General features: G+C 49.6%; 24 protein-coding genes. 3 read left to right on the top strand and 21 right to left on the bottom strand.

From position 1 onward, the window contains the following. Positions 1-7 precede the first annotated feature (7 nt). The 12 genes from BTA35_RS12140 to BTA35_RS12085 all read right to left on the bottom strand — a co-directional run bounded on the left by BTA35_RS12140 (position 8) and on the right by BTA35_RS12085 (position 9,798). A complete protein-coding gene (locus BTA35_RS12140) occupies positions 8-928 on the bottom strand; it encodes a metal ABC transporter substrate-binding protein (protein ID WP_139363661.1) in 921 nt (306 codons plus the stop codon). Positions 929-964: 36 nt separating this feature from the next. Continuing rightward, a complete protein-coding gene (locus BTA35_RS12135; RefSeq protein WP_078320083.1) occupies positions 965-1,870 on the bottom strand; it encodes a metal ABC transporter permease in 906 nt (301 codons plus the stop codon). Further along, a complete protein-coding gene (locus tag BTA35_RS12130) occupies positions 1,867-2,685 on the bottom strand; it encodes a metal ABC transporter ATP-binding protein (protein ID WP_078320082.1) in 819 nt (272 codons plus the stop codon). Before BTA35_RS12130 ends, BTA35_RS12135 begins: the two co-directional genes overlap by 4 nt. Beyond that, the gene (locus BTA35_RS12125; RefSeq protein WP_238377584.1) at positions 2,685-3,698 is read right to left on the bottom strand and encodes a metal ABC transporter solute-binding protein, Zn/Mn family; all 1,014 of its coding nucleotides are present in this window, start codon (positions 3,696-3,698) and stop codon (positions 2,685-2,687) included. The genes BTA35_RS12130 and BTA35_RS12125 overlap by 1 nt, the downstream gene beginning before the upstream one ends. Before the next feature lie 31 nt (positions 3,699-3,729). Next, positions 3,730-4,284 carry a DUF6162 family protein gene (locus tag BTA35_RS12120; protein ID WP_078320080.1) on the bottom strand — a complete coding sequence of 185 codons (555 nt, stop codon included), beginning with the start codon at positions 4,282-4,284 and terminating at the stop codon, positions 3,730-3,732. Further along, positions 4,271-4,579, bottom strand: coding sequence for a hypothetical protein (locus BTA35_RS12115; protein ID WP_078320079.1), 309 nt, complete (start codon positions 4,577-4,579; stop codon positions 4,271-4,273). Before BTA35_RS12115 ends, BTA35_RS12120 begins: the two co-directional genes overlap by 14 nt. A 10-nt stretch (positions 4,580-4,589) precedes the next feature. Next, entirely contained in the window at positions 4,590-5,423 is an 834-nt protein-coding gene (locus BTA35_RS12110) for a DUF4198 domain-containing protein (RefSeq protein ID WP_078320078.1), read from the bottom strand. Between the two features lie 26 nt (positions 5,424-5,449). Beyond that, a complete protein-coding gene (locus tag BTA35_RS12105; RefSeq protein ID WP_103989731.1) occupies positions 5,450-5,986 on the bottom strand; it encodes a DUF2271 domain-containing protein in 537 nt (178 codons plus the stop codon). A 58-nt stretch (positions 5,987-6,044) separates the two neighbouring features. Further along, complete coding sequence (locus BTA35_RS12100; protein ID WP_078320077.1) at positions 6,045-6,689, bottom strand: PepSY-associated TM helix domain-containing protein; 645 nt, start codon at positions 6,687-6,689, stop codon at positions 6,045-6,047. Between the two features lie 221 nt (positions 6,690-6,910). After that, on the bottom strand, positions 6,911-8,260 hold the full coding sequence (locus tag BTA35_RS12095) for a histidine kinase sensor domain-containing protein (RefSeq protein WP_078320076.1): 1,350 nt from the start codon (positions 8,258-8,260) through the stop codon (positions 6,911-6,913). Continuing rightward, entirely contained in the window at positions 8,260-9,027 is a 768-nt protein-coding gene (locus BTA35_RS12090) for a response regulator transcription factor (protein WP_078320075.1), read from the bottom strand. Before BTA35_RS12090 ends, BTA35_RS12095 begins: the two co-directional genes overlap by 1 nt. Positions 9,028-9,153: 126 nt before the next feature. Then, positions 9,154-9,798, bottom strand: a complete 645-nt coding sequence (locus BTA35_RS12085; protein WP_078320074.1) for an MBL fold metallo-hydrolase — start codon at positions 9,796-9,798, stop codon at positions 9,154-9,156. 387 nt (positions 9,799-10,185) lie between these two features. On the opposite strand from BTA35_RS12085, the gene BTA35_RS12080 reads away from it, so the two are divergent. Further along, positions 10,186-12,489 (top strand): TonB-dependent receptor domain-containing protein, encoded by a 2,304-nt coding sequence (locus tag BTA35_RS12080; protein ID WP_078320073.1) that lies wholly within the window; start codon positions 10,186-10,188, stop codon positions 12,487-12,489. A gap of 262 nt (positions 12,490-12,751) precedes the next feature. Then, a complete protein-coding gene (locus BTA35_RS17935) occupies positions 12,752-12,922 on the top strand; it encodes a hypothetical protein (protein ID WP_160055210.1) in 171 nt (56 codons plus the stop codon). Positions 12,923-13,086: 164 nt separating this feature from the next. Here the strand turns inward: BTA35_RS17935 and BTA35_RS12075 are convergent, their stop codons facing one another. The 9 genes from BTA35_RS12075 to BTA35_RS12035 form a co-directional block, all read right to left on the bottom strand. Beyond that, positions 13,087-13,983, bottom strand: coding sequence for an EamA family transporter (locus BTA35_RS12075; protein WP_078320072.1), 897 nt, complete (start codon positions 13,981-13,983; stop codon positions 13,087-13,089). Further along, a complete protein-coding gene (gene phnX, locus BTA35_RS12070; RefSeq protein ID WP_078320071.1) occupies positions 13,980-14,807 on the bottom strand; it encodes a phosphonoacetaldehyde hydrolase in 828 nt (275 codons plus the stop codon). The genes BTA35_RS12075 and phnX overlap by 4 nt, the downstream gene beginning before the upstream one ends. Before the next feature lie 42 nt (positions 14,808-14,849). Next, positions 14,850-16,028 (bottom strand): 2-aminoethylphosphonate--pyruvate transaminase, encoded by a 1,179-nt coding sequence (locus tag BTA35_RS12065; protein ID WP_078320070.1) that lies wholly within the window; start codon positions 16,026-16,028, stop codon positions 14,850-14,852. A gap of 183 nt (positions 16,029-16,211) precedes the next feature. Further along, positions 16,212-17,945: a putative 2-aminoethylphosphonate ABC transporter permease subunit gene (locus tag BTA35_RS12060; RefSeq protein ID WP_078320069.1), complete on the bottom strand. Its 1,734-nt coding sequence runs from the start codon at positions 17,943-17,945 to the stop codon at positions 16,212-16,214. Then, the gene (locus tag BTA35_RS12055) at positions 17,942-19,138 is read right to left on the bottom strand and encodes a putative 2-aminoethylphosphonate ABC transporter ATP-binding protein (RefSeq protein WP_238377583.1); all 1,197 of its coding nucleotides are present in this window, start codon (positions 19,136-19,138) and stop codon (positions 17,942-17,944) included. Before BTA35_RS12055 ends, BTA35_RS12060 begins: the two co-directional genes overlap by 4 nt. 156 nt (positions 19,139-19,294) lie before the next feature. Next, complete coding sequence (locus tag BTA35_RS12050; RefSeq protein WP_078320068.1) at positions 19,295-20,326, bottom strand: putative 2-aminoethylphosphonate ABC transporter substrate-binding protein; 1,032 nt, start codon at positions 20,324-20,326, stop codon at positions 19,295-19,297. Between the two features lie 161 nt (positions 20,327-20,487). After that, the gene (locus BTA35_RS12045) at positions 20,488-21,765 is read right to left on the bottom strand and encodes an NAD(P)/FAD-dependent oxidoreductase (protein WP_078320067.1); all 1,278 of its coding nucleotides are present in this window, start codon (positions 21,763-21,765) and stop codon (positions 20,488-20,490) included. Between the two features lie 199 nt (positions 21,766-21,964). Next, the gene (locus BTA35_RS12040; RefSeq protein ID WP_238377590.1) at positions 21,965-22,678 is read right to left on the bottom strand and encodes a UTRA domain-containing protein; all 714 of its coding nucleotides are present in this window, start codon (positions 22,676-22,678) and stop codon (positions 21,965-21,967) included. A gap of 155 nt (positions 22,679-22,833) precedes the next feature. Further along, a complete protein-coding gene (locus BTA35_RS12035) occupies positions 22,834-24,390 on the bottom strand; it encodes a methyl-accepting chemotaxis protein (protein ID WP_078320065.1) in 1,557 nt (518 codons plus the stop codon). A 361-nt stretch (positions 24,391-24,751) separates the two neighbouring features. Here BTA35_RS12035 and BTA35_RS12030 point away from each other — a divergent pair, with 361 nt between their 5' ends. Then, complete coding sequence (locus BTA35_RS12030) at positions 24,752-25,237, top strand: FKBP-type peptidyl-prolyl cis-trans isomerase (protein WP_078320064.1); 486 nt, start codon at positions 24,752-24,754, stop codon at positions 25,235-25,237. Positions 25,238-25,295 lie beyond the last annotated feature (58 nt).

Genomic DNA, 25,295 nt, shown 5'->3' with positions numbered 1-25,295 from the left:
GGATCAGCTACTGAACCTGTTGCAACTTATTCAGGTTAACCTCTAACCAGTCAGCTAGAGACCCACTCTCAAATCGATTCAGTCCGTTAACGACCCATAAATTTGGCTCAGCTGAAGCTTTTTTACCTTCTTCAATCCACAAACAACGAAAACCATCAAGGTCATCCGTTTTGTCCTCCGCCAACATCGGCAGACTTAAGCTCTGTAACATAGGGTACAGGGCGCTATCATCACTACAAACTCCATCCCAGCCCTGTTGCCAGAGCATATCATCCAGCTTGAGAGCAAACCCGGTGATCTGTTCTAGTGCACGCTGTTGGTTCTGATGAATTAACGGCTGATGCTCCGGCCAGATGCGGCTGAAGTCCTCGGACAGAATACTCACCATCACTTTCAAATTAGCCGGATTTAACCAGAAAAAATCCAGTGCTGAATCCCCCGCCGCACGACTGATACGGGCACCATCCGGCTTAAGCTGTATCGCCATATCAACAGGGATAACCGCAATATTACGCTGTCGCAGATTTGCATACACAGAGCCTTCCGGCCAGATAGATGCCGTTTCAACAACTGCACGATAACTTGGCAGACCCGGTAATGCCTCGGATAATTTCTTATCGATCCAGTAACGTATCCGGCTCACCGGATAACGCTTGGCTGGGAGGTAGTCCACCCGCACCCCTGTTCCGGCCAAAAGGGACTTACTTAATAAATGCGCTGCGGGCAATACCGTGGCTAAAGATTCCGGCTCAGACTCATCACCAGAAGAAGAATCAGGCGCTGCAGCTACAGTACGGCTCAACACTAATAACAGTGTCCCCAGAACCAACACTAGTACCAAAAGCGTAGGCAGCAAGCTCTGCATCCTTCGATGGAAGAAGGTGTTTTTATCTGAAGATAGTGATATTTTTTTCAGAGTACCGGGCATACAGAGCTCTCCAGTAAAAGACAATAAAAGCAATAACTAACCATTCGCCTGAGTTTGCAGCCAGCCTAACTGGCGCAACAGGACGACCACAAGGAAGAGACTACTCGCCAATAAAACAATAGCGGCCCCGGATGGAATAGGAATCTCAAGAGCCATTGGCAGCACAACCCCAGCCACACAACTTCCCGTGGAGATGAGAAGTGTGCGAATAAAAAAGCCCCGCAAGTTATGGCTGATCAAGCGCGCTGTTGTCGCCGGGATCAACAACAGAGCCCCCACCAAAACGGCACCGATAATTTTTACCGCCGCCACCGTGATTAAAGCGATCAGCAGCACAAACCCGTAATCCAGCAAGGTAACACGGGCTCGTCGCCCCCCCGCCCCCTGAACCCGTGCCAACTCAGGCTGCAGAGCCGACATCAGGGCCTGATTGCCATAGCGCCAGATCATAACCCAGCTAACAAGGCTGATAAGCCCCAGCAGAATCAGATCGTTCGGCGTGACCGTCAGGATAGAACCAAAGAGTACATTTTCCAGAATATGGACATTCACCACTTTGGCGACGTAGAGCAGCAGAGCGGCACCCAGGGCGATGGCAAAGGCCAGAAACACGCCAACCAGTGCATCATAGGGAACCTGTGTCCGGCTTTTGACCCAATGCAGAATCAATGCAAAGCTCAGACAGAAGCCAAACAACGCAGCGATCGGCTGTGTCGCCGGTTCTCCGAGCAGAATGCCGACGGCAACGCCGGTCAAAGCGCCATGGCCCACCGCTTCTGAAAAAAAGGCTAAACGCTTAACCACCACCAGCGTACCCAAAGCGCCTAACAAAGGACCAACCATCACAGCCGCAATCAATGCATAGGTGACAAAAGGGTACTGAAATATTTCCGGTAGCCAGCCCTGCTCAACACCGGAAGCCAGCCATTGTTGCATTATCATATCTGTGCGACTCCAAGAGGCACTACCAAACCATCGTCAACAGGAGCAGGAGTAACCACCATGATATTGCCATCGCATATCCGAACCTCCTGATCCGCATGCGCTGTAACAAACTCAATATCATGATGCACCATAACCAAGGTGCAGCCCTGTGCTTTTAGTTGCAGAATTAATTGCAGAATTTGTCCCTGTGCTTCCTGATCCAGACCGTTCATGGGCTCATCAAGAAACCAAAGTGTAGCGTCCTGGGCTAATGCCCGGGCAAACAAAAGCCGCTGACGCTCCCCACCGGAGAGCTGGCCGATTTTTCGGTTGCGCTTTTGCTCAAGGCCGACACGGCTCAAAAGCTGTTCAAGACGTTGCTGCTCTTTAACCGGTGGCTTACGAAAAAAGATACGCGGCTGAATACTGGCCAGAAGATAGTCTTCCACAGTGATCGGCAATGTCGCATCAAAGGCTTCTAACTGAGGGATATAGGCTACTTTGTCTACTTGATCGGAACTGTTTTCAGGCCATAACCAACAGATTTCGCCCTGGTGCGGCATCAGTCCCGCCAGGCATTTAAGCAGTGAAGATTTACCGGCACCATTGGCACCGGTCAACATATGCAGCTGACCAGCCGTCAGTGTCATACTGACCGGATTAAACAGCATGTTATCCCCAAAGCTGAGGCTAAGCTGATCCAGATGAAGCGCCGGTCCTGATTTAATCTTAGGAGGACTATTAATCTCTGGCTTCCCCCTATTAATTTCTGGCTTACCGCTAACCTTTGGATCACTGTTAACAGAAACGTCAGATGCCGTTAATGCATTCATCACAACACCTCAGACTTAGTGGATTCAGGAGAGATCGAGACCTGGGTCGCTGCAGATTGCAGTTCCAATGCCTTATTAAGCGCCTCAGTCAGGGTTTTGAGATTTTGCTCCATCTCCCGATAGACCTTATCTTTTTCAAACTCCCCATGGGTCATATGAGAAAAATGGTATAGGCGAACTCCGGTAGCCGCTTCGATGGTTTTCACATAGCGGTTATCCATATCCAGCTCCGTAAACAGCAGATTAACGTTAGCTTTTCGGATACGTTCAATGGTTTTCTGCAGTTGCGTTGCACTGGGTTCAACGCCGTGGGCTGGCTCGATAACCGTATCAATGCCAATACCAAACTCCTGCAGAAAATAACCGTAGGCATTATGGGTACTGGCAATGCGGATACCACTCAGATCTTTACCCTTGAAAGACCTGAGATAATGATTCTTCAGCTGACGTAATGACCGGGCATAGAGCAACGCATTTTTCTGGAAATAGCGGGCATTATCCGGATCAAGTAAGCCTAACTCCCGAGCGATGGTATAGACCTGTCGAATCGCAGCATCAATAGAAACAAAAGTGTGTGGATTCCAGGCGTTCCGGGTGTTTGCCGCTGCCAGTAAAGGTACATTCTTATTGGCATAGATCAGCGTTAACCGCTCTTTCAACACCGGCTGACTGTGCATCAGTTTTTCTACAGCCTGAACAGCAAACTCATCGTGACCGATTCCGTTCAGAACCAAAGCATCCATCTTCATCAGGCGATTCAGATCAGATGGCTGCAGCTCATAACTGTGTGGATTAAAACCTGCTTCAACCAGCGGAAGAATATCTGCCCTGTCACCAACAACATGAGCAACATAGCTGTAATAAGGATGCAATGCGATGCCGATCTGAAGACGTTTTTCTGCGGCATCAACACCTGCCGACAGAAACGAAAGAGCCAGCAAAATAAGCCAGCTCCCCCTGATTTTCAGGCGATTCAGGAAAGGATAGACGTGTAAAGCAGATAAGAGAGACACAACAAGGCTCCTGCCGAACATCTGCGTTCGGCTAAAATTCTGATAGTTGGTGTTGCCATTGATCCGTCAGATGACAAGGATCGGAACTGGGTGGCGAAGAGCGGCTGTAGATCTGGGCTGGCGATGTAAGGTCATCATTCATCAGCAGCATAAAATAGCTATGGCCTTTGACTGACACGCCCAAGTAACAGCCCCCTTCAGGGCTGCTCCAGTCGTACAGCGACGCACCGGCTTCATCAGAAAATGGAGGGATCAGAAAGCCCTCCAGTGTTTCAGTATCCGGCCATGCAATCTGACCCGAGGTGGCACCGGTCTCACCCTCAGCGATAAAACGGATCTCACTGGCAGCACTACTTAGCTGAGTGAGAAGTGCTTTCTGGTCGGTATTCAGACTGAGGTGAGAAACGACCGGTGATACCGGCGCCTGATTCATCCAGACGCCTATACCACTAATCAGCAGAATAACCAGCAAAACCAGTAGCGCCCAACGGGTTTCCCTCTGACCGTTCAGAGGGTGGACCTGCTGAACCATACCGGCCTCAGCCTTTGTTACAGAACGGTCCGAAGCAGAGTCAGAGTTCGTCATAGTCGATCTCTACCGGTTGTTCGTGGCCGGAATCAAAGCGAATGTAATATTCGCCTTCAGGTGCAGAAAACTCCACAGCAGATGCCGAATCGGTTTTCAGCTGCAACAAGACCTCGTCATCATAATCGAGCACCGTCACAGGCTTATTCACAGTCAGACTGCCATCGCTGAAACCGGTTTCGCATCGAATCATTCCGTTTTCCAGCTCACAGGTCATGATTGGAAAATGCGCCTGCACAGTTTGACTCAGCAGGCCCACCACCACCAAAAACAGAGCTTTCGTTACAGCGTTCATCTTGTTATTCCTAAGGTAACTGGGCGTCAAACGTCATATAAAGTAAAGAGCTTTCGCTATCAGCACGCTCAGATTGACGTTTATGATCAACTTTTGCCGTCAGATACCAAGGCCCCACGATTTCAGGGGTAAAGCTCAGCATACCCTCACTATCGGTTTTCAGTTTCTGCATCATGCGGTCATTGCGGTATTTGGTATTATGCGGTGTCAACTCAATCTCAACGTCTTTCGCTGGCTGGCCATCAACAAAAAACTGAAAATTCACTTCATCACCGGCTACCACATCACTGGGGTGAGTAGGCCCTGCAATCTCAAGACCTTTACCGGTCAGTTCCAGAACTTTTTCATCCGGTGCCTGCCATGTGATGTAGGCTACTGTGCTGACATTAAACTGTTTTGTCACAACATCCTCAGCACCTTTAGGCAGTTGTGCCTGAGCTTCCTGCTTATCAGCAAAAATACGCTTTTTAGCGCCACGTTTATTCGTATAGAAAGTGAAATAAACCGTTGGACGTTTCAGCTCCATTTTCCAGGTGCCAGGCTGATCAATTTCCAGGTCAAAGACACTGCGGCGATGCCCCTTGAAATAGCTACCCAGGCGTTGCTTACCGCCTTCCGGAGTAAAAATCGAGATACGATCCAGACCCAAAGCTTTGTCAGGGCTGAAGATCGTATGTGACGCAGAGGCATCAACGGTGATCCATTCCGGCTTTTCACCGGAAAGGTTGTACTCATGGGGCAGCAGCCACATAGGATGAGCCTGCGCCAGAGAACTGACACCCAAGACCATAGCCGTGGCCAGAGCAGCTTTTCTGCTCCAGCTTTTCAGGGTTGATTTCAACATGATATACCTTCCTTTATGTACTTAATTTATGGTTGGATGACGTCAACAGCACCCAGCTCTTTACCTGCTTTAACACGATAATGCGTACTGCTGTCGGGCAAGGTGAATTTCTGCTTCATCAGGCTGCGACTGCCATGTTCCCGTGAAGCTTCTAACACAAGCTGGTACTCACCCGGTGCAACAGCATTGCCTTTACTGTCAGTACCATCCCAAACCAGCTGATAGTCACCAGGGCCACGGGTTGCTCCTGTTGCACCATCAATATCACCTTCCTGGTAACGCCCTGTTTTACGCCACCAGCGGCGAAGATCCTTCAGCCATTTTTTATCGCCATGCCACACCGCTAATGTTTTTACGGCTTTCCCGCGGGAGGTTTCTATCCAGACAGCGGTATAAGGTCGCTGATACTGCCCTGTCTTAATCTCCGGCAAGCTAAAGCTGATCTGTAGAGCGTCTTCCTGTGCCTGAACAGGCTGCACAAGGGCAACCAGCAGACAAACACCTGCGGCAAAACCTGCAGGTACGCGCATCAAACCTCGCAACGAAGCACCTTGATTCATCATTTATCGCCCCCCAGAGGCCAATATAAAAAAACAACCTTATTCAAAATCTTAAACCTGGTTACAGGGTGTGCCAGTAAAGAAAAAGAAACAGCACTAACCCAACACCACTGACAGAAAAGGCCCTGCGACGCCGCTTCTTTTGCGGCAGCAGCAACCAGAAGCCACTCAGTGTAAACAGCAGCAATATCACAGCAGAGAAATCGATAAACCCCCGCCACAGATCTCCGGTATTGCGCCCTTTATGCAGATCATTCAGCTGATGCACCAGGCTGGCATCTTTACGTTCCAGAATCATAGCGCCGCCAGCAAGATCAAACTCAGCAATGCTATACCCCCCCGGTTGCTGTATATCTGCAACCAGAAAGGCTTCGTCAGCATCCCAGTCCAGGCTTAACTCCTGTCCCCTGACCTGATATTGATCCCGAATCCAGCCCAGCAACGGCACCGCCAGCTGCAAGGCATCAACCTGATCCGATTCATCCCCATGAAGATCCAGCGTTTGTTGCGCCTGATCCAGTAAACCTTGCGGGATATCCGCTTCAATTAACTGAGCGGGCTCTGAAGAACGAAACCAGTCAGGGTGATTCAATGTGATACCTGTGATTGTGAAAAACAGCATGATGAAAAGCATCATCATGGAGCTGTAGATATGGATCACCCGCACCGTGCGGGCAGGAAACAGAGCAGCAAGTTTGTCCAGCACAAAAAAACCTTAGAATTTAACATCAGGCACAACCATCCACTGCCAGCTTTGAGAGCAGACAGAAAACGTCATACGACTGATAACAATTATCAATAAGGTTATTGTGCTGTGAAATTCAAACGGGGAAAACGAAATTTACACTCTTTACCTTAATACAGACCGCTAACGCCTGGTCATAAAGCGCCTGATTACAAACCCAGACGCTATTCACAACAATCAGATCAACGGGGCAACAGCAAAGAGACCATAAGTCCGGCTCCGGGATAGTTCTCTGCTTTCAGGCTGCCACCTAAACGGCTGACCTGCTTACGGGCAATCGCAAGACCTAAACCAAAACCACCCTGCTGCCTGGCACGTGCCTTATCCAGTCTAAAAAAGGGATGAAAAATCTTTTCCAACTGAGCCTCAGGAACCCCTACACCCTGATCCAGAACCTGAATAACAAAGTACTCGGGGCCGGGCTCAACACAAACGGTCAGCCCACAACCTTCAGGGCTGTGAATCAGGCCATTACGAATGATATTTTCAAGACTTTGGCTCAGAGCCAGCGTATTGCTTCGGGTTAACAGGAGATCCTTTGCATAATGACGCTTAATAACGCTGCCGGATAATTTACTCTCGAACTCAAATTCAGCATCATCACAGATAACATCAAGCAGCTGATCCAGCTTTACTTCTTCCTGCAGATGTTCCGGCAGATTTCGGCGCTGCTCATTGTCCAGCCAAGCCAGTGTCATGGCATCATCAATCAGCTGGTTTATCAGGCTGATCTCCTTATCAATTTTGGCGCGTTTCAGCTCATCAGGCCAATCACTCCCTTGCACCAGTCTCATACGCGCCAGCGGAGTTCTTAGCTCATGGGAAAGGTCGCCAATCAGCTGTCGTTGAGAACTGACCAGTAGCTGAATCCGCTCTGCCATCTCATCAAAAGACGTTGCCAATACGGCCAGTTCATCCTGGCGTCTGCCAAGCTGAGGACGTACCGGCTGCACAAACTCTTTAAAAGCCAGATCCTTAGCCGCTGTTTTCAGAATATTGATGGGGCGTATCAGGTGCCGATAGAGCCAATGGGTAAAAAAGAAGAGCACACTCAACGGTAACACCCAAACAAGGCCAATATGCCATAGGGCAAGATTAGGCCTTGGGTGCATACTTTCCGGCAGGCGTAACACCAGACTCGCAGCATGATCTTTAAAGGGAATACCAATCAGCACTTCACGCCAAACTGTGTGCACGGGCCAATCCAGCTTCCGCTGAAAGCTAAGCCCTCCGAGATACTCTTCCGGTACATGGGTGCCCAGTGTAGCATTCAGTTTAGGCGTAATGACGGCCGCCCAGGTATCATGCTTTTCATTGATTTCAGCAATCAGGCGGTGCATACCTTCCTCGTTGCGCGCCTGGTAGAACTCGCTGGCGCGCCGGGCATAATCAGACAGCACCTGCTGATGCTCTGGTTTGATACGGGTCAGGTGGCGTGAAATTAAATCTTCAGCTTTGTGCATTGCTGCAAATAACAGAAGGGTACCCAGACAGATCCCCAGTACCAGCAGTACATAAAGACGCCGACTCATCAGTAACGATATCCCTGGCCACGTACCGTCTGAATCAGACCCGCATCCGGTAAATAACGACGAATTTTGTTGCGCAAATTACTGATATGCATATCGAGACTGCGGTCATAACGGCTGAAAGAGCGATTAAGTACCAACTGATAAAGATATGGCCTGCTAAGCACCTCATCTTTCTGTTTCAGCAGAAGCCAAAGCAGCTCAAATTCAACCGGTGTCAGATCCAGCTTTTTAAGGGACTCACCAGCAACATTACGCACCCAGGCGCGCTTCTCTTTTTTGCATAACTGCAGATAGCCATCAGACAATTCAGCATTATCGTCCGGTGATGCAGCGGCATAACAGCGACGCAAAAGAACCTGAATACGAAGCATCAGCTCCTGCATGCTAAAGGGCTTTGGCAGGTAATCATCCGCACCGGAATGAAAACCACGGATTCTATCCTGCTCTTCACCCAGGGCAGATAACAGAATGACAGGTGTATCCTTCTCACCGGCACGCAAACGATTCAGTAAACTTAAGCCATCCAATCCTGGCAGCATGACATCCAGCAAGATCACCTGATGCAATCCGGACAAAGCCGCATCCAGACCAGCTTCACCATCACAGCAAAGATCAACAGTGTAGCCCTGCTGCTGCAAGGATGCCTGAACCAGGCTGCTGACCTCGTCATCATCCTCGACCAGCAGCACTCTGCAGGCTAACGAAGCACTGCGACCAGCATCATGTTTATCACTTTCTGGAATATGCGGATCAAATTTAGCGTTCATCACCCACCTCAACAGTACAAAAGTGTGGGTTATTATATGTGCTTGATAATGATTATCAAAACCAAAAGTTAATCGGAAGCAATAATACAGCTACAACCGCTGTACTTAAGCTCTTAAACTGATTTTCTAGCCAAAATTAGGATCACTACAGAAAGGATTACTCTTGCGCTCCTGGCCAAAAGTCGACATAGGGCCATGACCGGGAATAAACTGAATATCATCCCCCAGAGGGAACAGCTTCTCACGGATCGACTGAATCAGATCGTCATGATTACCTTTGGGAAAGTCCGTTCGACCAATCGACCCCTTAAATAAAACATCACCCACCTGGGCTAATCGGGCTCCTTCATGGAAAAATACCACATGCCCCGGAGTATGACCGGGACAATGAAGCACCTGAAAGCGTTCATCGCCCAATTCAAGTCTATCCCCATCATTAAGCCAGCGAGTTGGTGTAAAGGGCTGCGCCACAGGAAAGCCAAACATCTGGCTCTGTTGGGCAAGCCCGTCAATCCAGAATTCGTCATCTTTATGGGGGCCGATAATTGGCAAATTCAGTTTTGCAGCTAATTCACCGGTACCACCAGCATGATCAATGTGACCATGGGTCAGCCAGATTTGTGTCAATCTAAGCTGTAGAGCATCAACCCGCGCCAAAATATGTTCCAGATCGCCCCCCGGATCGATCACCGCTGCGTCACTTGTACGATCACACCATAATAATGTGCAATTCTGCTGAAAACCGGTAACCGGGATAATCTCATACTGCATAGAAAAGCCTCTGGGCTGATAAACTCATTGATATGCCTCGTCCGCGAGCGACATGCGCTGACAATATGTCATCTATTGTCCCTTGCCACTATTTACAATTCAATCACTGCCACCCAGCTTACAATTCAATCACTGCTATCCGGCAGATCCTTACAGTTCTTAACGGTCGGCCCTCCCTGAAAACCTGCTATCCGCCTGATACTGATACAGAAAAATAAAGAAAAGTTAACAGGCTTGCCCCCTGCTACCGTCTGCTATATGTAAAGAATGTAAATGATAATGTTTTTTATTTACAAAGGCATTAACCTTCCGCCCCACGTTAATACACTCACAAACTGGGCAGGACTCACTACTGTCCGGTCTAAAGAAACAGATAGGGGCTAACGAATGAAGACTATTTTTCGTCCTGTTTTACTCGGACTGAGTGCAGCGATTGCTGCGGTCGTTCACGCTGAAGATCAGGTGAATATGGATTCTGTGGTGGTTACCGCTGCAGGTTTTGAACAGAAACTCACCGATGCACCGGCCAGTATTTCGGTCATAACCGAAGAGCAGCTTCGTTCCCGTCCATACACAACACTTCTGGATGCAGTAAAAGACCTGGAAGGTGTTGACGTTGGTGAAACCCGGGATAAAACCGGTCAGGGCAGTATCTCCATGCGCGGCATGGGATCTGATTACACTCTGATTCTGATCAATGGCCGTCGTCAGAATAACCACGGTGACATCTACCCCAATAACTTTGGTGGCAACCAGTTTAACCATATCCCACCTTTGGACTCAATTGAGCGCATCGAAGTTATTCGTGGCCCGGCCTCTACCCTTTATGGTGCTGATGCCATGGGCGGTGTGATCAACGTGATCACCAAACGTGATGCTGAGAAATGGTCTGGCTCTATTACAGCTAGCCGCACCGTTCAAACCAACGATGACTACGGTGATGACACAACCCTGGACTTCTCCTTCATGGGCCCTGTTGTACCTGGTAAGCTGATGATGGGGCTTCGCGGAAGCATCTATGACAAAGAATCCTCAACCCCGGACTATGCTGATGTCACCGATCCATCCGGCACCGTTCATGAGCGGGAGCTGGGATATGGCAGTGGCGGGAAAACCGTTGATAACACCAATAAAGCCGGTGGTCTGAGTCTGATCTTTACCCCTGATGATAACCATAGGCTAACCTTTGATTATGATGCCTCTAAACAGGTTTACGATAACGAAGGTAGTCAGGTTGGTACCGTCGATAGCATTGATCGCCTCTGGTATAAAGACAGCTCCCCTCGCGCTGGCTACAAAGATGAACAAGAGTTTAATCGGGAGGAATGGGCCCTGAGCCATGAAGGTCACTGGGGTGACATCATGAGTCTGGTGAACTTCTCCAGTCTTAGCACAACCAATGATGGCCGGACACTCCCGTTAACCGCAGAACAGCGTGCGGATATGGATCTTATGTACGCTGCAGCCAAGGGTACAGCCACTGCGGACAACCCCTATGCAGGCATATCAAAAGCAGAGCTACAGACACTATCCGGTGAGAAGTACCTGCCTCGCCCGGACCGCCCAATGGAAAGCCGTCAATACACATTAGATGGCAAACTGGATATTCCTTTAGGCGACCACCAGGTTATTACCGGTTTCCAGGTGATTCGCGGTGAGCTGGAAGATGGCGTTTTTGGAATGTATGGCGACGAATATAAAGCCGGGGAAGTACAGGAACACAACATGTGGTCTCTGTTCGCAGAGGATAACTGGGCTATTACCAACGACTTTGTTCTGACCGCAGGCCTGCGTTACGACGACCATGAAACCTTTGGTGGCCAGTTCAGCCCCCGCCTTTATGGTGTCTACGCACTGGCTGACAGCTGGACCGTTAAAGGTGGCGTCAGTACCGGTTATAAAACACCTAAAACAACCGACCTTTTCCCAGGTATTGTAGGTTTCGGTGGCCAGGGTACCAAGCCATTTGTTGGTACACCGGATCTTGAACCGGAAACCAGTGTTAGCTCCGAAGTTGCTGTTTATTGGCAACACCCGGTTAAACGTCACAGCTTTAACGCCACACTCTTCCAAAACAATTTTAAAGACAAAATTGCGAGCCAAGGTGACCTGAGCAGCTGTGAGGCAACCGGAGGTGTTGAGCCTTGCGCCGATATCGGTAACGGTTGGGCAGACTTAGGCTACGACGAGTTTTCTAAGAAAGTGAATATTGATAAAGCCACCATTAAAGGACTTGAGCTTGCCGGTAGCTATGAGATTATGCCGACACTCTCTGTTCGCGCAAACTACACCTATACCGACAGTGAGCAAAATAGCGGCGCAGATAAAGGCCAGCCTCTGACCGGCACAGCCAAGCATATGGCGAATGCCACGCTGGACTGGATGGCCCGCGATGACCTGAATGTGTTCCTGTCAATGGAAGCCCGCAGTAAACGCTTCGACGAGAGTACTGACGATGGTGACATTTACTTCAAAAGCTATGAAGTACTGCACCTGGGTGCCGCCTGGCAGGCTATGGATAACCTGACTCTAACGGGCCGTGTTAACAACTTGTTGGATCAGGACTTTACCAGCCAGTCAGTCGCTTTTGAGGATAATGGTGACGGAACTTACGAGCCAATCTACTACGATGATTACAACAACAAAGATAAATCACGTAACTTCTGGTTCTCAGCGAATGTAACCTTCTAATCCTGACTCTACCAATCGACGTATCCTTTAGCGCCCCTCTGTGGGCGCTTTTTTTATGATAACCACCCGCCGCCAATAAACAGTGTCATTAAGAAGTCACGTAAAACAGTAAGAAAAAACAGCATTTAGTTGGCAACTATTTCCCTATGGGTTAGTCTCAAAGTGTACACAGTATTTATACCCCCGATCTTAGCGTTGGGTAACACATGATCCGGCTAAAGCAAAACCACCCACTTTAGCGCGTTGTACAGGAGAGTTCCCTATGGCCTTAGAAATGATGGTTTCTTTGATTTTAACTGCGGTAATCGGCACCGGCCTTTGGATGAGCCTGCAACAGCTGGCACAAAAGCCAAAAGCGGTTCGTATTAAAGCCGATCATGTGCGTAAAGATCGCTGGGACAACCCGAATCCCCGTAACCACAGCGATTACTGACTGGCTCGCCCCAGTGTCTATTGCAGTTCAGCTATTCCGGATTAAAACTAAATTCTGAGCTGAACTGCCTCCCTGCGGCATAAGCTGAAGAGTCTGCTTCACATCTCCGCCCTGAAAACATCTCCGCCCTGAAATAACAGATAAGATCGGTGCTCCTGCTGTGATTACAGACTGATCAGCACAACACCGAAAAAAATCAGACTAACCGACACCACTCTTAAACGGCTCAGTTGCTCCTTGAGCAGAACAACACCTGCAATAACCCCTAAAACAATACTGATCTGCCGAAAAGCAACGACAAAGCTAGCCTCATCCACCAAGGCAAAACTGGCCAGAATCATCAGATAGGTCAACATGATAAAAAGCCCTGCCCAGATCATCCATTTTGGTGCCTGGATCAGACGAAACGCCTGCCGGCGCTCTTCCTGATAGAACATAGCCCAGGGAGCCAGCCATAACAGGCAGGTCATTCCCTGTAAAAGCACATAACTTGCCCCGGCCTGGTAAGGGTTCATGCCCGCATCCTTCTGCAAAATGTTGATACCATGGGCATCAACAAGTGAGTAGCCCGTTGTTCCGACAGCAGCCAGAAGTACAAATAGAATGGATGGCTGCAGGTAAGCCCGCCAATGCCAATCCCTTAGTCGGTTAAGAGGTAATAGCAAAGCCCCGGCCACAATCAGAATCACAGCAGGAAAGTGCCCGCTGCTGATTTGACTGCCCTGTTCCGACAAGCTGTAACAAAGCGGCACAAGTACAACCGGCAGCGCCCTGGCGAGCGGGTACGATACTGACAGATCACCGCTTTTATAAGCCCGTGCCAATCCAGTCAGATAGATCGCCTGAAAGAAGCCTGAAAAAATCAGCCATAGCCAAAAAGGGTGCTTCCAATCCGGCAGAGCAACGGGGTTAAGCCATAACCAGGGAGAGAGCAGCAGAACCCCAAAGAAGGTACTGATCACAAAGAATGCCTGGCTGGGCGATTGCTGCTTACCGATCAGATTCCAGCCTGCATGTAGGCAGGCTGAAATCAGTACCAGAATCAGAGCTTCCGGGCTCAAGGGGCATCCCCTGCTGCCAGACGCTCCTGAATCTCCATCAGGCAAGGCACCGCATCCGCGATAGAATCCACAACATAGTGCGCACCGGCCTGATAGAAGCGCTGATAGGCCGAACGACGACGTATCTGCTGCTCTTCTTCGGGCAGCGCCTGCCACTCATCAAGGGTCAGGCCCACTTCGTTACCGCTGACCGCCACGCCGATGGTCCACATACCGGCAGACAAACCTTCATCGATACCGGTCAGAGTATCGTCAATTTTAACGCAGGCAGCCACGTCGCTAACCTCCAGCTCAATAGCATTTTTCAGTGCCATGTGCGGATATGGGCGGCCTTTTGGTACATCAGTCGCGCAGACATTACTGTCCGGCTTGTAGCCCTGCTCTGAGGCAGAAGCCAGCAGGCCTTCGATCATGCGCTCGGCGTAACCGGTATTAGCACCGATAGCGATCTCCTGCTCACGACACCAGGCTAACGTCTCCTTAAGACCCGGAATCAGCTGACCACACTGAGCAATCGCAGCAATCTGCAGCGGGACAAACTCTTCGTACATGCGGTCGATATCAGCAGTGGTTGGCTCGGCACCGTGGGCTGTAAACCAGGCTTCACGTACACGGGGCATCTCACATAGCTGACGGATATGCTCACGCTTTTCTGCCCCCATAGGGGCCCGGGCCTCAGCAACGGTGATCGGTGTTTTGTTCTGTTCAAACAAACGGCAAAACGCGTGAATCGGTGCCATGGAACCAAAATCCACCGTGGTGCCAGCCCAGTCCATAATCACAGCCTGCAGGGGCCCCATATAACGACGGGTAAACTGATACATATAAAAATCCTTAACTAAAACGTGGTCATTCAACGATAAAAATTAAGCCGCCGTAACGGCATTTTCTTCCGGTAGTTCCGCGTGACCGCTCTCGATCTGCATCTCTGCCAGTACCGCTTTAATAGCAACCAGTACCTGATCGATCTGTTCGTCATACAGCTGCCCGATACAGCCCAGGCGGAAGCTGTCCACCACAGTCAGTTTGCCGGGATAGATCACAAACCCCTTCGCTTTGATACGGTCATAGAAGGTATTGAAATCAAAGTTGTCATGTTGCGGCGACAGGAAGGTTACAATGATTGGTGACAACCATTTCTCATTCAGCAGAGTACGAAAACCCAGAGCCTTCATACCGGCTACCAGACGCAGCTGGTTACGACTGTAACGGGCCAAACGACCGGCAACCCCACCCTCTTCAGCGTGTTCTTTCATCGCCTGCAGGAAAGCAGCCACCACATGGGTTGGTGGAGTGAAACGCCACTGACCGGTTTTCTCCAGATAAGCCCACTGCTCATACAGATCCAGACTCAGTGAGTGCGCATTACCTTTGCTTTGCTCCAGTGCAGAACGACGGATCAGACTGAAACCAAATCCCGGTACACCTTCAAAACATTTGTTAGCGGAGGAGATCAGGGCATCAAACGGCAGACGTTGCGCATCCACCGGAATCGCACCAAAGGCACTCATGGAATCAATAATCAGACGGCGTCCCAGTCGAACAACGACCTCTGCAATTTCAGGCACCGGGTTGAGAATACCGGAACTGGTTTCACAGTGAATCACAGCTACATGGGTGATCTCGGCATCGGCCCTGAGGATACTTTCCACCTCATCCGGCATAGGGGGCAAATAGTCACCCTTATCCAGCGTGACGTAGTCACGGCCCAGATAGTCCAGCGTCTGAACTAAGCGCTTACCGTAAGCGCCATTCATCAATATCAGCACCTTGCCCTCTTTCGGCACCAGAGTGCCCAGCGTTGCCTCAACAGCAAAAGTCCCGCTGCCCTGTACCGGCACACAGACATGGCTCTCTTTGGCATTAGCAACGTCCAGCAGCTGATCGCACAGTTGGCGGGTCATCTGCCGGAAGTCACCATCCCAGGAGCCCCAGTCACGTAGCATGGCAGCTTTAACCGTATCGGTAGTCGTAATCGGCCCCGGCGTCAGCAGATAAGGAGGCTTACCAGTTGCCTGCAAAGGCAGGCTATTAAAATCAGACATATCAGAGACTCGCTTATTCAAATCACAAAATATTAAGCAATTATTTATCGCTCGCACGAAACTGGCATATACCAGTCTGGCAATGAAAAAATAAGGCGGACAAAATTCAACCCACCTTACCGGAATCGTTATTACTGCCTGCTGAAGCTCAGCAAGCACACACGGATTGTCTTTATCTCAGGCTTAACGGTTACGCCACCCCTGAGTCAGCTCAAGAACCTGTTGCGACAGTAACCAATGCAGCCCCTTCACTGCCAGGCAGGTCAGCAGAATCATTATCCCCATACCAGCAGCCGAGGCAGTATTACCCGCTTCATCCATATTCAGAACCGAGATCGAAGCCAGCATGGTGTCGCTGGAGTAGATAAAAACCACCGCTGATACCGTGGTCATGGCATTTACAAACAGGTAAACCGAGATCTCCAGTACCGCTGGCAGAGAAACCGGCAGCGTGACCCGCCAGAAGGTGACGTAAAAGGGAATTTTCAAAGATGCGGATACTGATTCAAACTCACCATCAATCTGCTTCAGCGCCGTTACCGAGGTTAAATGACAGACCGTATAAAAATGCACCACACTGTTCAGTACCAAAATCGCCATCGTTGCATAGATAAAATTAAGTGGGTTATCCGGCTGGTTAAAGAAGAAAATATATGCCAGACCTAATACCATACCCGGCACCGCCATCGGAATCATCGCCATCAGATGCAGCAGGTTACGCACCGGTTCAAAGGCACGGCCCTTCTCCACCAGGTAGGCATTAAGAAACACGATACAGGTCCCGATAACAGCAACCCAGGCGGCCATCTCCAGTGAATTAAAGTAGTAACCCCAGCTGGAACCAACAGACTCAAAATCGTAGTGCTGCAGACTCAATTCCATGTTGTAGGGCCAAAAGCTGACAAAAGAAGCATAGGCAGCCATACCGATCACCAACAGAATGGCGGATACGACCAGCAGACATATCCCAAGGAAAATATTGTCTTTTACCGGATTGGGCTTCGGTACATAAGGCACTGCACGAGCTGAGAGCATCGCAACCTGTTTTTTCTGTACCAGGCGGTCTGCGGCAAAAGAAAACACGGCGGGCAACAGTAAAATCACCGATACCACAGCTCCCATTTGAAAGTTCTGTTGTCCCACTACCTGCTTGTAAATATCCGTTGCCAATACCTTAAAATCGCCACCAATCACCTTGGGAACACCAAAATCTGTAATCACCAGGGTAAAGGCGACAAAACCGGCACTGATCAGGCCGTATTTCGCCGATGGCAGAGTTACGGTAAAAAAGGTACGAACAGGTGACGCTTTCATCACCTGAGCCGCTTCATACAGACGAGCATCGGAGTTAGACAGTGCGGTAATCATAATCATCAGTACATGGGGAAACACCCAGAAGCACATGCCCGCGACGATACCGATCGGGCCATAAACCGAAGCCCCCATAAGAATCTCTTTAAAAATCCCCTGATTACCCAATAAATAAATAAGACTAATCGCTGGCAACAATGACGGCGCAAACAGCGGCAACAGCGTCAGCGCACGCAGTGTTTTCTTACCCGGCATACAGGTTCTGGTCAATCCATAGGCAAAAAGAAATGCCAGCGACAACACCACACAGGTAGAGATCAGCGCGATCTGCAGAGAGTTAAGCACTGACTGAAACAGTGCAGGATTACGGATATAACCAATAAAATTTGCCAGCCCGACAAATTCACCCTCAGTATTCTGCAGGCTCTTGATCAGCATGGTGCCAAGGGGTAATACCAAAGCCACCAGCAGGAAAAACACCGCTAACAAAACAGCGCCACGCTGAAGATAATCCTGACGGCTCAGGCGTACTTTATCGGCTTTAACCGTACCCCGCTCCTGAGCGCCTCCGGAGACCTGAAGCCCGTCGGCTGCAACACCACTCATGCTGCTACCTCTTCATTTTTACCAGAAAGGATAGCGCCAGTGGCTGCAGAGTTGTTATAGCGTTCAAACACCTGTAGCTCATCCACAGGCACGGATACGCAAACCTGATATCCCGGAGCACACAAGGTCAGGTCAGTATGCTGACTGCTAACATCGACCTGAACACTCTGCTGAAATTCCGGCAGACTTACCTCAATACGTAAAAAATTCCCCATAAACTCGGTATGCAGTACTGTACCGCTGAAGCCCTCATAACGATTGCCATCAAGATGCAAACCCACAGGTTTAATCTCAGCAACCTCTGGACGAAATGCCAGCCAGGCGGCATCCATTTGCTTTGATTTATAGCTTCTGGAGTTAATCAGGCGACTCTGAACTCTCACTTGCTGCTGATTAGCTGCTTTAACCGGCAACAAGTTCATAGTACCCACAAAGTTCGCTACGAAAGCATTAACCGGGCGGCGATAAACCTGTTCCGGTGTCCCCACCTGCTCAATAATGCCGTGGTTCATCACCACAATACGGTCAGCCATAGCCAGAGCTTCATCCTGATCGTGTGTCACCATAATCGTGGTGATACCCAGCTTACGCTGCAGGCTGCGGATCTCCTGACGCAGATGCAGGCGCACCCGGGCATCCAGCGCAGAAAGAGGTTCGTCAAGTAACAGCAGGCTTGGCTCAGTCGCCAGGGCACGAGCCAGAGCGATACGCTGCTGCTGACCACCGGAAAGCTGAGCAGGATATTTATGGGCCATATCCGGCAGGCCGATGGTTTCCAGTAGTTCATTTACTTTCTGCGCAACCTCCTGACGGCTTTTTTTAAGACTGCGCAGACCATAAGCAATATTCTGAGTAACGGTCAGATTCGGGAACAGAGCGTAGGACTGAAAAACAATACCGAAATCACGCTGTTCCGGTGGCAGGCGTGAGATAGTCTGACCACCCTGCACAATCTCTCCCCGGCTCTGAGGGTCCAGGCCAGCAATCGCCCGTAAAAGCGTGGTTTTACCACAACCGGAAGGCCCCAGAAAACAGACAAATTCGCCTTCTTCGATCTCCAGTGACACCTCTTTCAGGGCGGCAAAGTTACCGTAGTGTTTCCAGAGTTTATTCACCTGAAGATAAGGGGCATGACTTCGCTTAGCTGATGGGGTACAAGCAGAAGTGATCGGTTGTTGAGGTTGCGCCATCATAAGCGTCTCCGGGTCGCGGTAATCACTACAGCCTGATGCGTTTGGCTGCAGCATAAAATCGAATAAAAGTCAGTTTGATGAAAAAGTTATGGCATCCGGCATCAGTCTCAGGGGAAAGTGTGTCAGTCAGATGACACACCCCCGAAGAAGATACGTTTACTTGGGATCACTCTTGCTGTCGTAACGACTCTGCCATTTGCTCAGAATCTGCTTACGGTTGCTGGCAGACCATTCGAAATCATTATTCATCATCAGGCTCTCAGCATCCGATGGGAAGTAAGGAATCTGCTGAGCAATGCCCGGATAAGCCACTACCGCAAAGCTCTTGTTGTACAACTTGTTGGCTTCTTTACTGACAGCAAAATCCATCAGCTTCCGGGCGGCATCCAGGTTCTTAGTACCTTTAACGATACTTGCAGCTTCCATATCCCAGCCCAGACCTTCCTGTGGGTAGATCACATCCAGTGGAGCACCTTTCTTCTTCAGGCTGGCACCTTTGTAAGCGAAGGAGATGCCGATTGGGGCTTCACCAGCGGCAGCCAGTTTGCAGGGTTTGGAGCCAGAATGAGTGTAACGGGCGATGTTATTATGCAGGCGGTCCATGTAGTCCCAGCCCTTGTCTTCACCGAACAGTTGCAACCAGGAGGAAACATCCAGGAAACCGGTACCAGATGATGCCGGGTTCGGCATAACCACATGACCTTTATAGACAGGTTTAGTCAGATCTTCCCAACGGGTTGGTTTTGGCAATCCCAGTTTTTCAGCCTCAATGGTGTTAAAGCACAGAGAGGCCATCCAGGCATCCATACCGACCCAGGAAGGCGTGGCCGCTTTATCACGGAACTTAGGTGACAGCTTTGCCAGCCCCTTCGGTGCGTATGGCTCCAGCATATCCTGCTCTTTCAGTACCAGCAGACTGGTTGCCGCCAATCCCCAGATCACATCCGCCTGAGGGTTGTTTTTCTCAGCCAGCAGCTTCGCGGTCACAATACCTGTGGAGTCCCGCACCCATTTGATACTGATATCAGGGTACTGTGCATTGAACGCTTTGGCATATGGACGCAGCTGCTCTGTCTCCAGTGCGGTATAGACTTTAAGTTCAGTATTCGCCTGTGCGCTACCGGCCATAAGAGCGATGGCTCCAGCCAGGCCCAGGGTGATCTTTTTTATCGGTTGAGTCAGATACATTGTTTTTTCCTTGAAGTTGCTTAAATCACTGATCAATTTTTTCTTTTACTTGGTATATACCAGAAAGTAACAACTCAATATTTCAATTCCATTAACGGCAGATGAAAATTACAAAAAAAGTTTCAGGATGCAGTACCGGCCATATAGTTTTTCAGCCGCGCTTATCCACTGCGCTTAGCCATACGGGCCAATGCACACCGACGCTGAAAATCGTCACTTAAAGGATCTACACTACCGAAGCGATTCAACGCCAGAGGTTTAAGATCAGTAAAAAGAGGCTCGTCTAACGCTAACTCTGCAGCCAGTCGCCCAAGGCCACCGGACATACCGATACCGCCTCCGGAGCAGCCAGTCAGAGCTATAAAACCTTCCAGTTTTATTTTGCCCTTATCATCCGTTAGGAAGCCTGCAAGCGGACTACCATCAGGGGTGTAGCTGGAGATTCCTGAGATGTAATGTTCAACAGGTACACGATCAATTTCGGGGAAAAAGCCCGCCAGATCCTCATACCCGTCTTCCAGAGCCTGCCAACCCTCTGGATCATGACCAAAGCAGAACCCGGACAGTTCATTGGGCAATTGCTCTGGGCTCATATAAACAGGCTGATAATCCCGCAAACCAAACAGTAGATGGCCTACCTCAGGACGGGCATAGGCCCTGGCATCAGGAAGAATCACCATGGGTGAATCAGGTGGTACAGAGCTCAGCTTACCGGTAATCCAGTAATGGCTGCGTACAGGAGCCATAGCAAGATCCACACCGACCGCGTTCGCCAAAAGTGTTGACCATGGCCCGGCAGCATCAATCACAATATCCGCATCGATTAACTGGCCATCTGCCAGCTTTACACCTGTCACACAGGCCGGATGAGCACTTGCGGGCTCAAATGTTATTTTTTCAACCCGTGTATTCTGCAAAATGCGTAACTCTGCACCAGACTGACGGGCACATGCCGCAGCCCCCTGTCGATAAGCCATGGCTAACTGGTAAGGATCGATAAAGCCATCCTCAGGCATAAACAGAGCCCGTGCGCCATCTGGCGGAGAGAGCCAGGGTGACTTTTGCCGGACCTCTGCCATCGACAAATTATGGACCGGCAGCTGCTGTTCAGCAGCTAGCATCGCCATCATATCCAGCTGATTACTTGACTCCCTACTGCAGGCGATGTGCAGGCTACCTACTTTTTTATAAGGCAGAGGTTGATCCAGCAAGGTATTCAGCTGAGCCATGGCAGTAAAAGTCTCTCTCACTAAATCAGCGATAACAGGCTTGTGGCGGGCACGGGTTAACAAAGCTGCCGCAGAACTGGTTGTCGCTGCAGCCAATGTATTAGCCTCCAACAGAGTCACTTTACAGTGAGTCCGTTGACTGAGAGCGAATGCAGCACTACACCCCAGTATGCCGCCACCAATAATAAGAATATGACGTTTTTTCGGCACTTAATGCCTCTCCTCGGATCGGTTGCAGACGATCTGTCCTCAGGCTGTTTCCTGTACACAGACTCATTCGATCAACATCTGGTATATACCAGATAATAAGCGACAAGTATGACAAATCAGTGACGAAAAAAAGACAGCGAAGGAAGCAATCGTTATAGCAGGCCGGGTAGCTCAGAGAAGACAAAAAATGACCGGATAATCAGTCCGGCATCACACTAACAACAACTTTGAGTGCGTTATGCAACCAAAACTCTTCATCTAACTCCAGAAAATCCCCGTTCTGGTCACGGCAAATGCGCCGAATGTAAAGCCCCGACGTACCAGTATTAGCATCCAGAGCCTCAGCAATAGGCTGTTCAAGTGTTTGAGGGTAAATCTCCAGATGACGCTCCACAGGCACCAGATCATATTCAGCCTTCAGAAGGCTCCATAACGAACGATCCAGAGAGTGCTGCAGAACACCGGGGCAGTGTTTGGGGTTAAGAAATATTTTTTCAATAAGACAGGGGCGATCATTGATGTATCGGCGGCGCAAAATTTCATAAACAGGGGTTCCACGGTCAAGCCCAACTTCATCGGCGATATGATCCGGCAGCTCTATCAGTTTTTTCTCCAGGGTCTGGGTACGTGCGCTAAACCCCTGGTCTTCGACATAGCGCACAAAGCCCATATCACGGCTTGGGTCATAGTTAATGCGTGGTGGCGTCACAAACCAACCCCGGCGGTTAGAGCGGAAAATCAACCCTTCAGCCTCAAGCTGAGTCAGGGCCTGGCGCGCGGTAACCCGGGTTGTATTAAACTGCTCAGACAGCTGCCGCTCAGAAGGTAGCTTCTCATTCTCAGCCCATTTTCCCGCAGCAATATCTGCTGCAAGGTAATCCCGTATTCTTAAATACAAAGCCCGCTTTTCCACACTACGCAACTGATTTACCCTTAGAACATTAGTAAGTGACTGTTTAACAATAGAATTTTCACACAAAAGCATGTCAGAACTATTAAAGTCTTAGATGAATACGGCGCTATTCTTTGCTCTGTATTCCACCTTTTTCTCTCTGACAAGCAAACTTCTTACCGGGCAATACTTTGCATAATCTGCCTGACACTACTGATCAGGTTATTTGAAGCTTCTTTGGTTCGGGCGGAGGATTCTGTCGCCCGCCCAGCCGCTTCATTAACTAAATCCAGATTATTACGTATCTCGTCGGAGGCAGCGCTTTGCTGAGTTGCCGCCGCCGCAATAGTCTGGCTCATATCTGTTATTGACTCCATGGTCTGACTGATCGCATTGAGCGTTTCACCTGCCACCTGCGCCTGGTCAACACAGTCGGTGGCGCTTTCCCGACTGACACGCATCACCCGAACAACCTCTTCTGTCTCTTTCTTCAGTCGCTCGAGAGTGTCATAGATCTCACCGGTAGAGCTTTGAGTCCGTTGCGCCAGAACACGCACTTCATCAGCAACCACCGCAAAGCCACGACCCTGCTCACCTGCACGGGCTGCTTCAATAGCAGCATTAAGTGCTAACAGATTTGTCTGGTCCGCAATATCTGTAATCACCGAAATGGCAGAAGCGATGTCGTCGGTGGCCTGATGCAGCCCCTCAACCTTAACCGCAGCTTGCTGAATAGCTGAAGCCAATATATGGATAGACCGGGCTGTATCATTAACCATGCTACACCCCTGATGCGCCATTCCGTTAGCCCGACGGGTCTCATCTGAAGCAGAGTTAGCATTCTGAGCGACATCATCAATCGCACCGGAAAGCTGGCTGATCACTGTAGCTATCTGTTCAACCTCAAGTGCCTGGCGACTAATCGCTTCTGCAGCATGATTTGCAATCTGTGTGGTCTCATCGCCAAGGGTATATAACTCTTTGGCAGAATGACTGATACGGGTTGTCATGGCATTCACACTGGCTTCACGCATAATTGCAGCCAGATACATCTGTCCCGCTTCATCAGTGCAATTGGCATACATCTCTTTCAAAATATCACTGTCGATATAACGCCTGGCCCGGTCATTAGCTCTTTTCAGTGGAGCCATTAGCGCTCTGAGCAATAAAAAACCAGAAGCACCAACGACAACAGATATTCCCAGCGTTGCTGATACCGACAGATTAAACACCCAGCTCAGGCTACTGGGAATAAGCGCCGCAACAAAAAGTAGTATGGGAATACCTGGGCTGAGATTCACATCATAAAGGCTGAATCGTTTCCTGCCTTTAGCAACACGTGCATAGATATCTTCAGCTCGTTTCACCATTTTCTGTTTCGGTTTTGACCGCACGGACTGATAGCCAGTGACATGCCCATCGTCAAAAATAGGTGTTACAAACGCATTAACCCAGTAATGGTCACCATTTTTACAACGGTTTTTCACGATGCCCATCCAAGGCTTATTCTTCTTCAATGTAGCCCACATATCAGCAAAGACAGCTGAGGGTACATCCGGATGGCGCACCATGTTATGCGGCCTTCCCATTAACTCTTCACGGGTGAAGCCTGAGATGTCAACAAAGCCATCATTAACAAAGGTAATCTGCCCTTTCAGGTCAGTCGTGGAAATCAGAGGCAAGTCATCGGGAAAACTTTTCTCAACCTGGGTGACAGGTAAGTTATGTTTCATGGTGCAGCATCCTGTTGCTCTATTTAAAGATTGTTGTCTGTCTGAGCGTGCCCTTGCCGCCCTTCAAAAAGGCGATGTGCTTTGATTTTCTACAGCCACCTGACCAGGGTGGTCCTCACCCTATTTTTGTCAGCTCTGATAATAGCCACCGTTATCAATATCAAGAAAATGCAATAAAGGCTCACGATGGCAGCAAAATATTACATACAAATATTCGACGCCACCAGAAAAACCACACATTTAAAAGGGCTTAACAAACTCTTTAAACCGGAAATTCCCTAACCGGGTTGCATACACGCCTACGAGGCATGTTATCCTCCCACATTAAACGCTAAATACAGTTAAAGCAAAGAGGCACCTCATGCAAATTCAGGACAACGCAGTTGTATCCATTCATTACACGCTGACCAATGAAGCAGGCGATACGATCGACTCTTCTGCCGGTGCAGAGCCACTGGCATACCTGCACGGTGCCGCTAATATTATTCCGGGTCTGGAAGATGCCCTTGTGGGTAAAGCAGCCGGTGATAAACTCAACGTTACAGTTGCTCCAGCAGATGGCTACGGCGAGCATATCGCAGAGCTGGTTCAGGAAGTTCCTGCTGAGATGTTTCAAGGTGTTGATGAAGTTCAGATTGGCATGGAGTTCCATGCAGAATCTAACACCGGCCAACCAATTGCTGTAACCGTAACTAAAGTAGAAGATGGCAAAGTAACGATTGATGCTAACCACCCACTGGCTGGCGTAACTCTGGCGTTTGATGTTGAAGTTGTTGAAGTTCGTGAAGCAACAGCTGAAGAGCTGGAGCACGGTCACGTACATGGTGCCGATGCTCAAGAGCACTAATCAGGCATTTACCCCTGATATCTCACTGACTCAGGCAGTAACGGAATCAGTGAAACAA

This window comes from Oceanospirillum linum (assembly GCF_001995095.2).
GTDB classification, from domain to species: Bacteria; Pseudomonadota; Gammaproteobacteria; order Pseudomonadales; family Halomonadaceae; genus Oceanospirillum; species Oceanospirillum linum.
This window is presented reverse-complemented; position numbering and strand designations above follow the sequence as displayed.

Coding starts and splice junctions, on each gene's coding strand:
- BTA35_RS12105 (WP_103989731.1), bottom strand. CDS start 5,986: ATGATGAATCAAGGTGCTTCGTTGCGAGGTTTGATGCGCGTACCTGCA.
- BTA35_RS12140 (WP_139363661.1), bottom strand. CDS start 928: ATGCCCGGTACTCTGAAAAAAATATCACTATCTTCAGATAAAAACACC.
- BTA35_RS12065 (WP_078320070.1), bottom strand. CDS start 16,028: ATGTCTGATTTTAATAGCCTGCCTTTGCAGGCAACTGGTAAGCCTCCT.
- BTA35_RS12060 (WP_078320069.1), bottom strand. CDS start 17,945: ATGAGTGGTGTTGCAGCCGACGGGCTTCAGGTCTCCGGAGGCGCTCAG.
- phnX (WP_078320071.1), bottom strand. CDS start 14,807: ATGTATCAGTTTACCCGTCGTTATATGGGGCCCCTGCAGGCTGTGATT.
- BTA35_RS12035 (WP_078320065.1), bottom strand. CDS start 24,390: ATGAAACATAACTTACCTGTCACCCAGGTTGAGAAAAGTTTTCCCGAT.
- BTA35_RS12055 (WP_238377583.1), bottom strand. CDS start 19,138: ATGATGGCGCAACCTCAACAACCGATCACTTCTGCTTGTACCCCATCA.
- BTA35_RS12120 (WP_078320080.1), bottom strand. CDS start 4,284: ATGACGAACTCTGACTCTGCTTCGGACCGTTCTGTAACAAAGGCTGAG.
- BTA35_RS12135 (WP_078320083.1), bottom strand. CDS start 1,870: ATGATAATGCAACAATGGCTGGCTTCCGGTGTTGAGCAGGGCTGGCTA.
- BTA35_RS12090 (WP_078320075.1), bottom strand. CDS start 9,027: ATGAACGCTAAATTTGATCCGCATATTCCAGAAAGTGATAAACATGAT.
- BTA35_RS12115 (WP_078320079.1), bottom strand. CDS start 4,579: ATGAACGCTGTAACGAAAGCTCTGTTTTTGGTGGTGGTGGGCCTGCTG.
- BTA35_RS12085 (WP_078320074.1), bottom strand. CDS start 9,798: ATGCAGTATGAGATTATCCCGGTTACCGGTTTTCAGCAGAATTGCACA.
- BTA35_RS12030 (WP_078320064.1), top strand. CDS start 24,752: ATGCAAATTCAGGACAACGCAGTTGTATCCATTCATTACACGCTGACC.
- BTA35_RS17935 (WP_160055210.1), top strand. CDS start 12,752: ATGGCCTTAGAAATGATGGTTTCTTTGATTTTAACTGCGGTAATCGGC.
- BTA35_RS12080 (WP_078320073.1), top strand. CDS start 10,186: ATGAAGACTATTTTTCGTCCTGTTTTACTCGGACTGAGTGCAGCGATT.
- BTA35_RS12130 (WP_078320082.1), bottom strand. CDS start 2,685: ATGAATGCATTAACGGCATCTGACGTTTCTGTTAACAGTGATCCAAAG.
- BTA35_RS12095 (WP_078320076.1), bottom strand. CDS start 8,260: ATGAGTCGGCGTCTTTATGTACTGCTGGTACTGGGGATCTGTCTGGGT.
- BTA35_RS12110 (WP_078320078.1), bottom strand. CDS start 5,423: ATGTTGAAATCAACCCTGAAAAGCTGGAGCAGAAAAGCTGCTCTGGCC.
- BTA35_RS12050 (WP_078320068.1), bottom strand. CDS start 20,326: ATGTATCTGACTCAACCGATAAAAAAGATCACCCTGGGCCTGGCTGGA.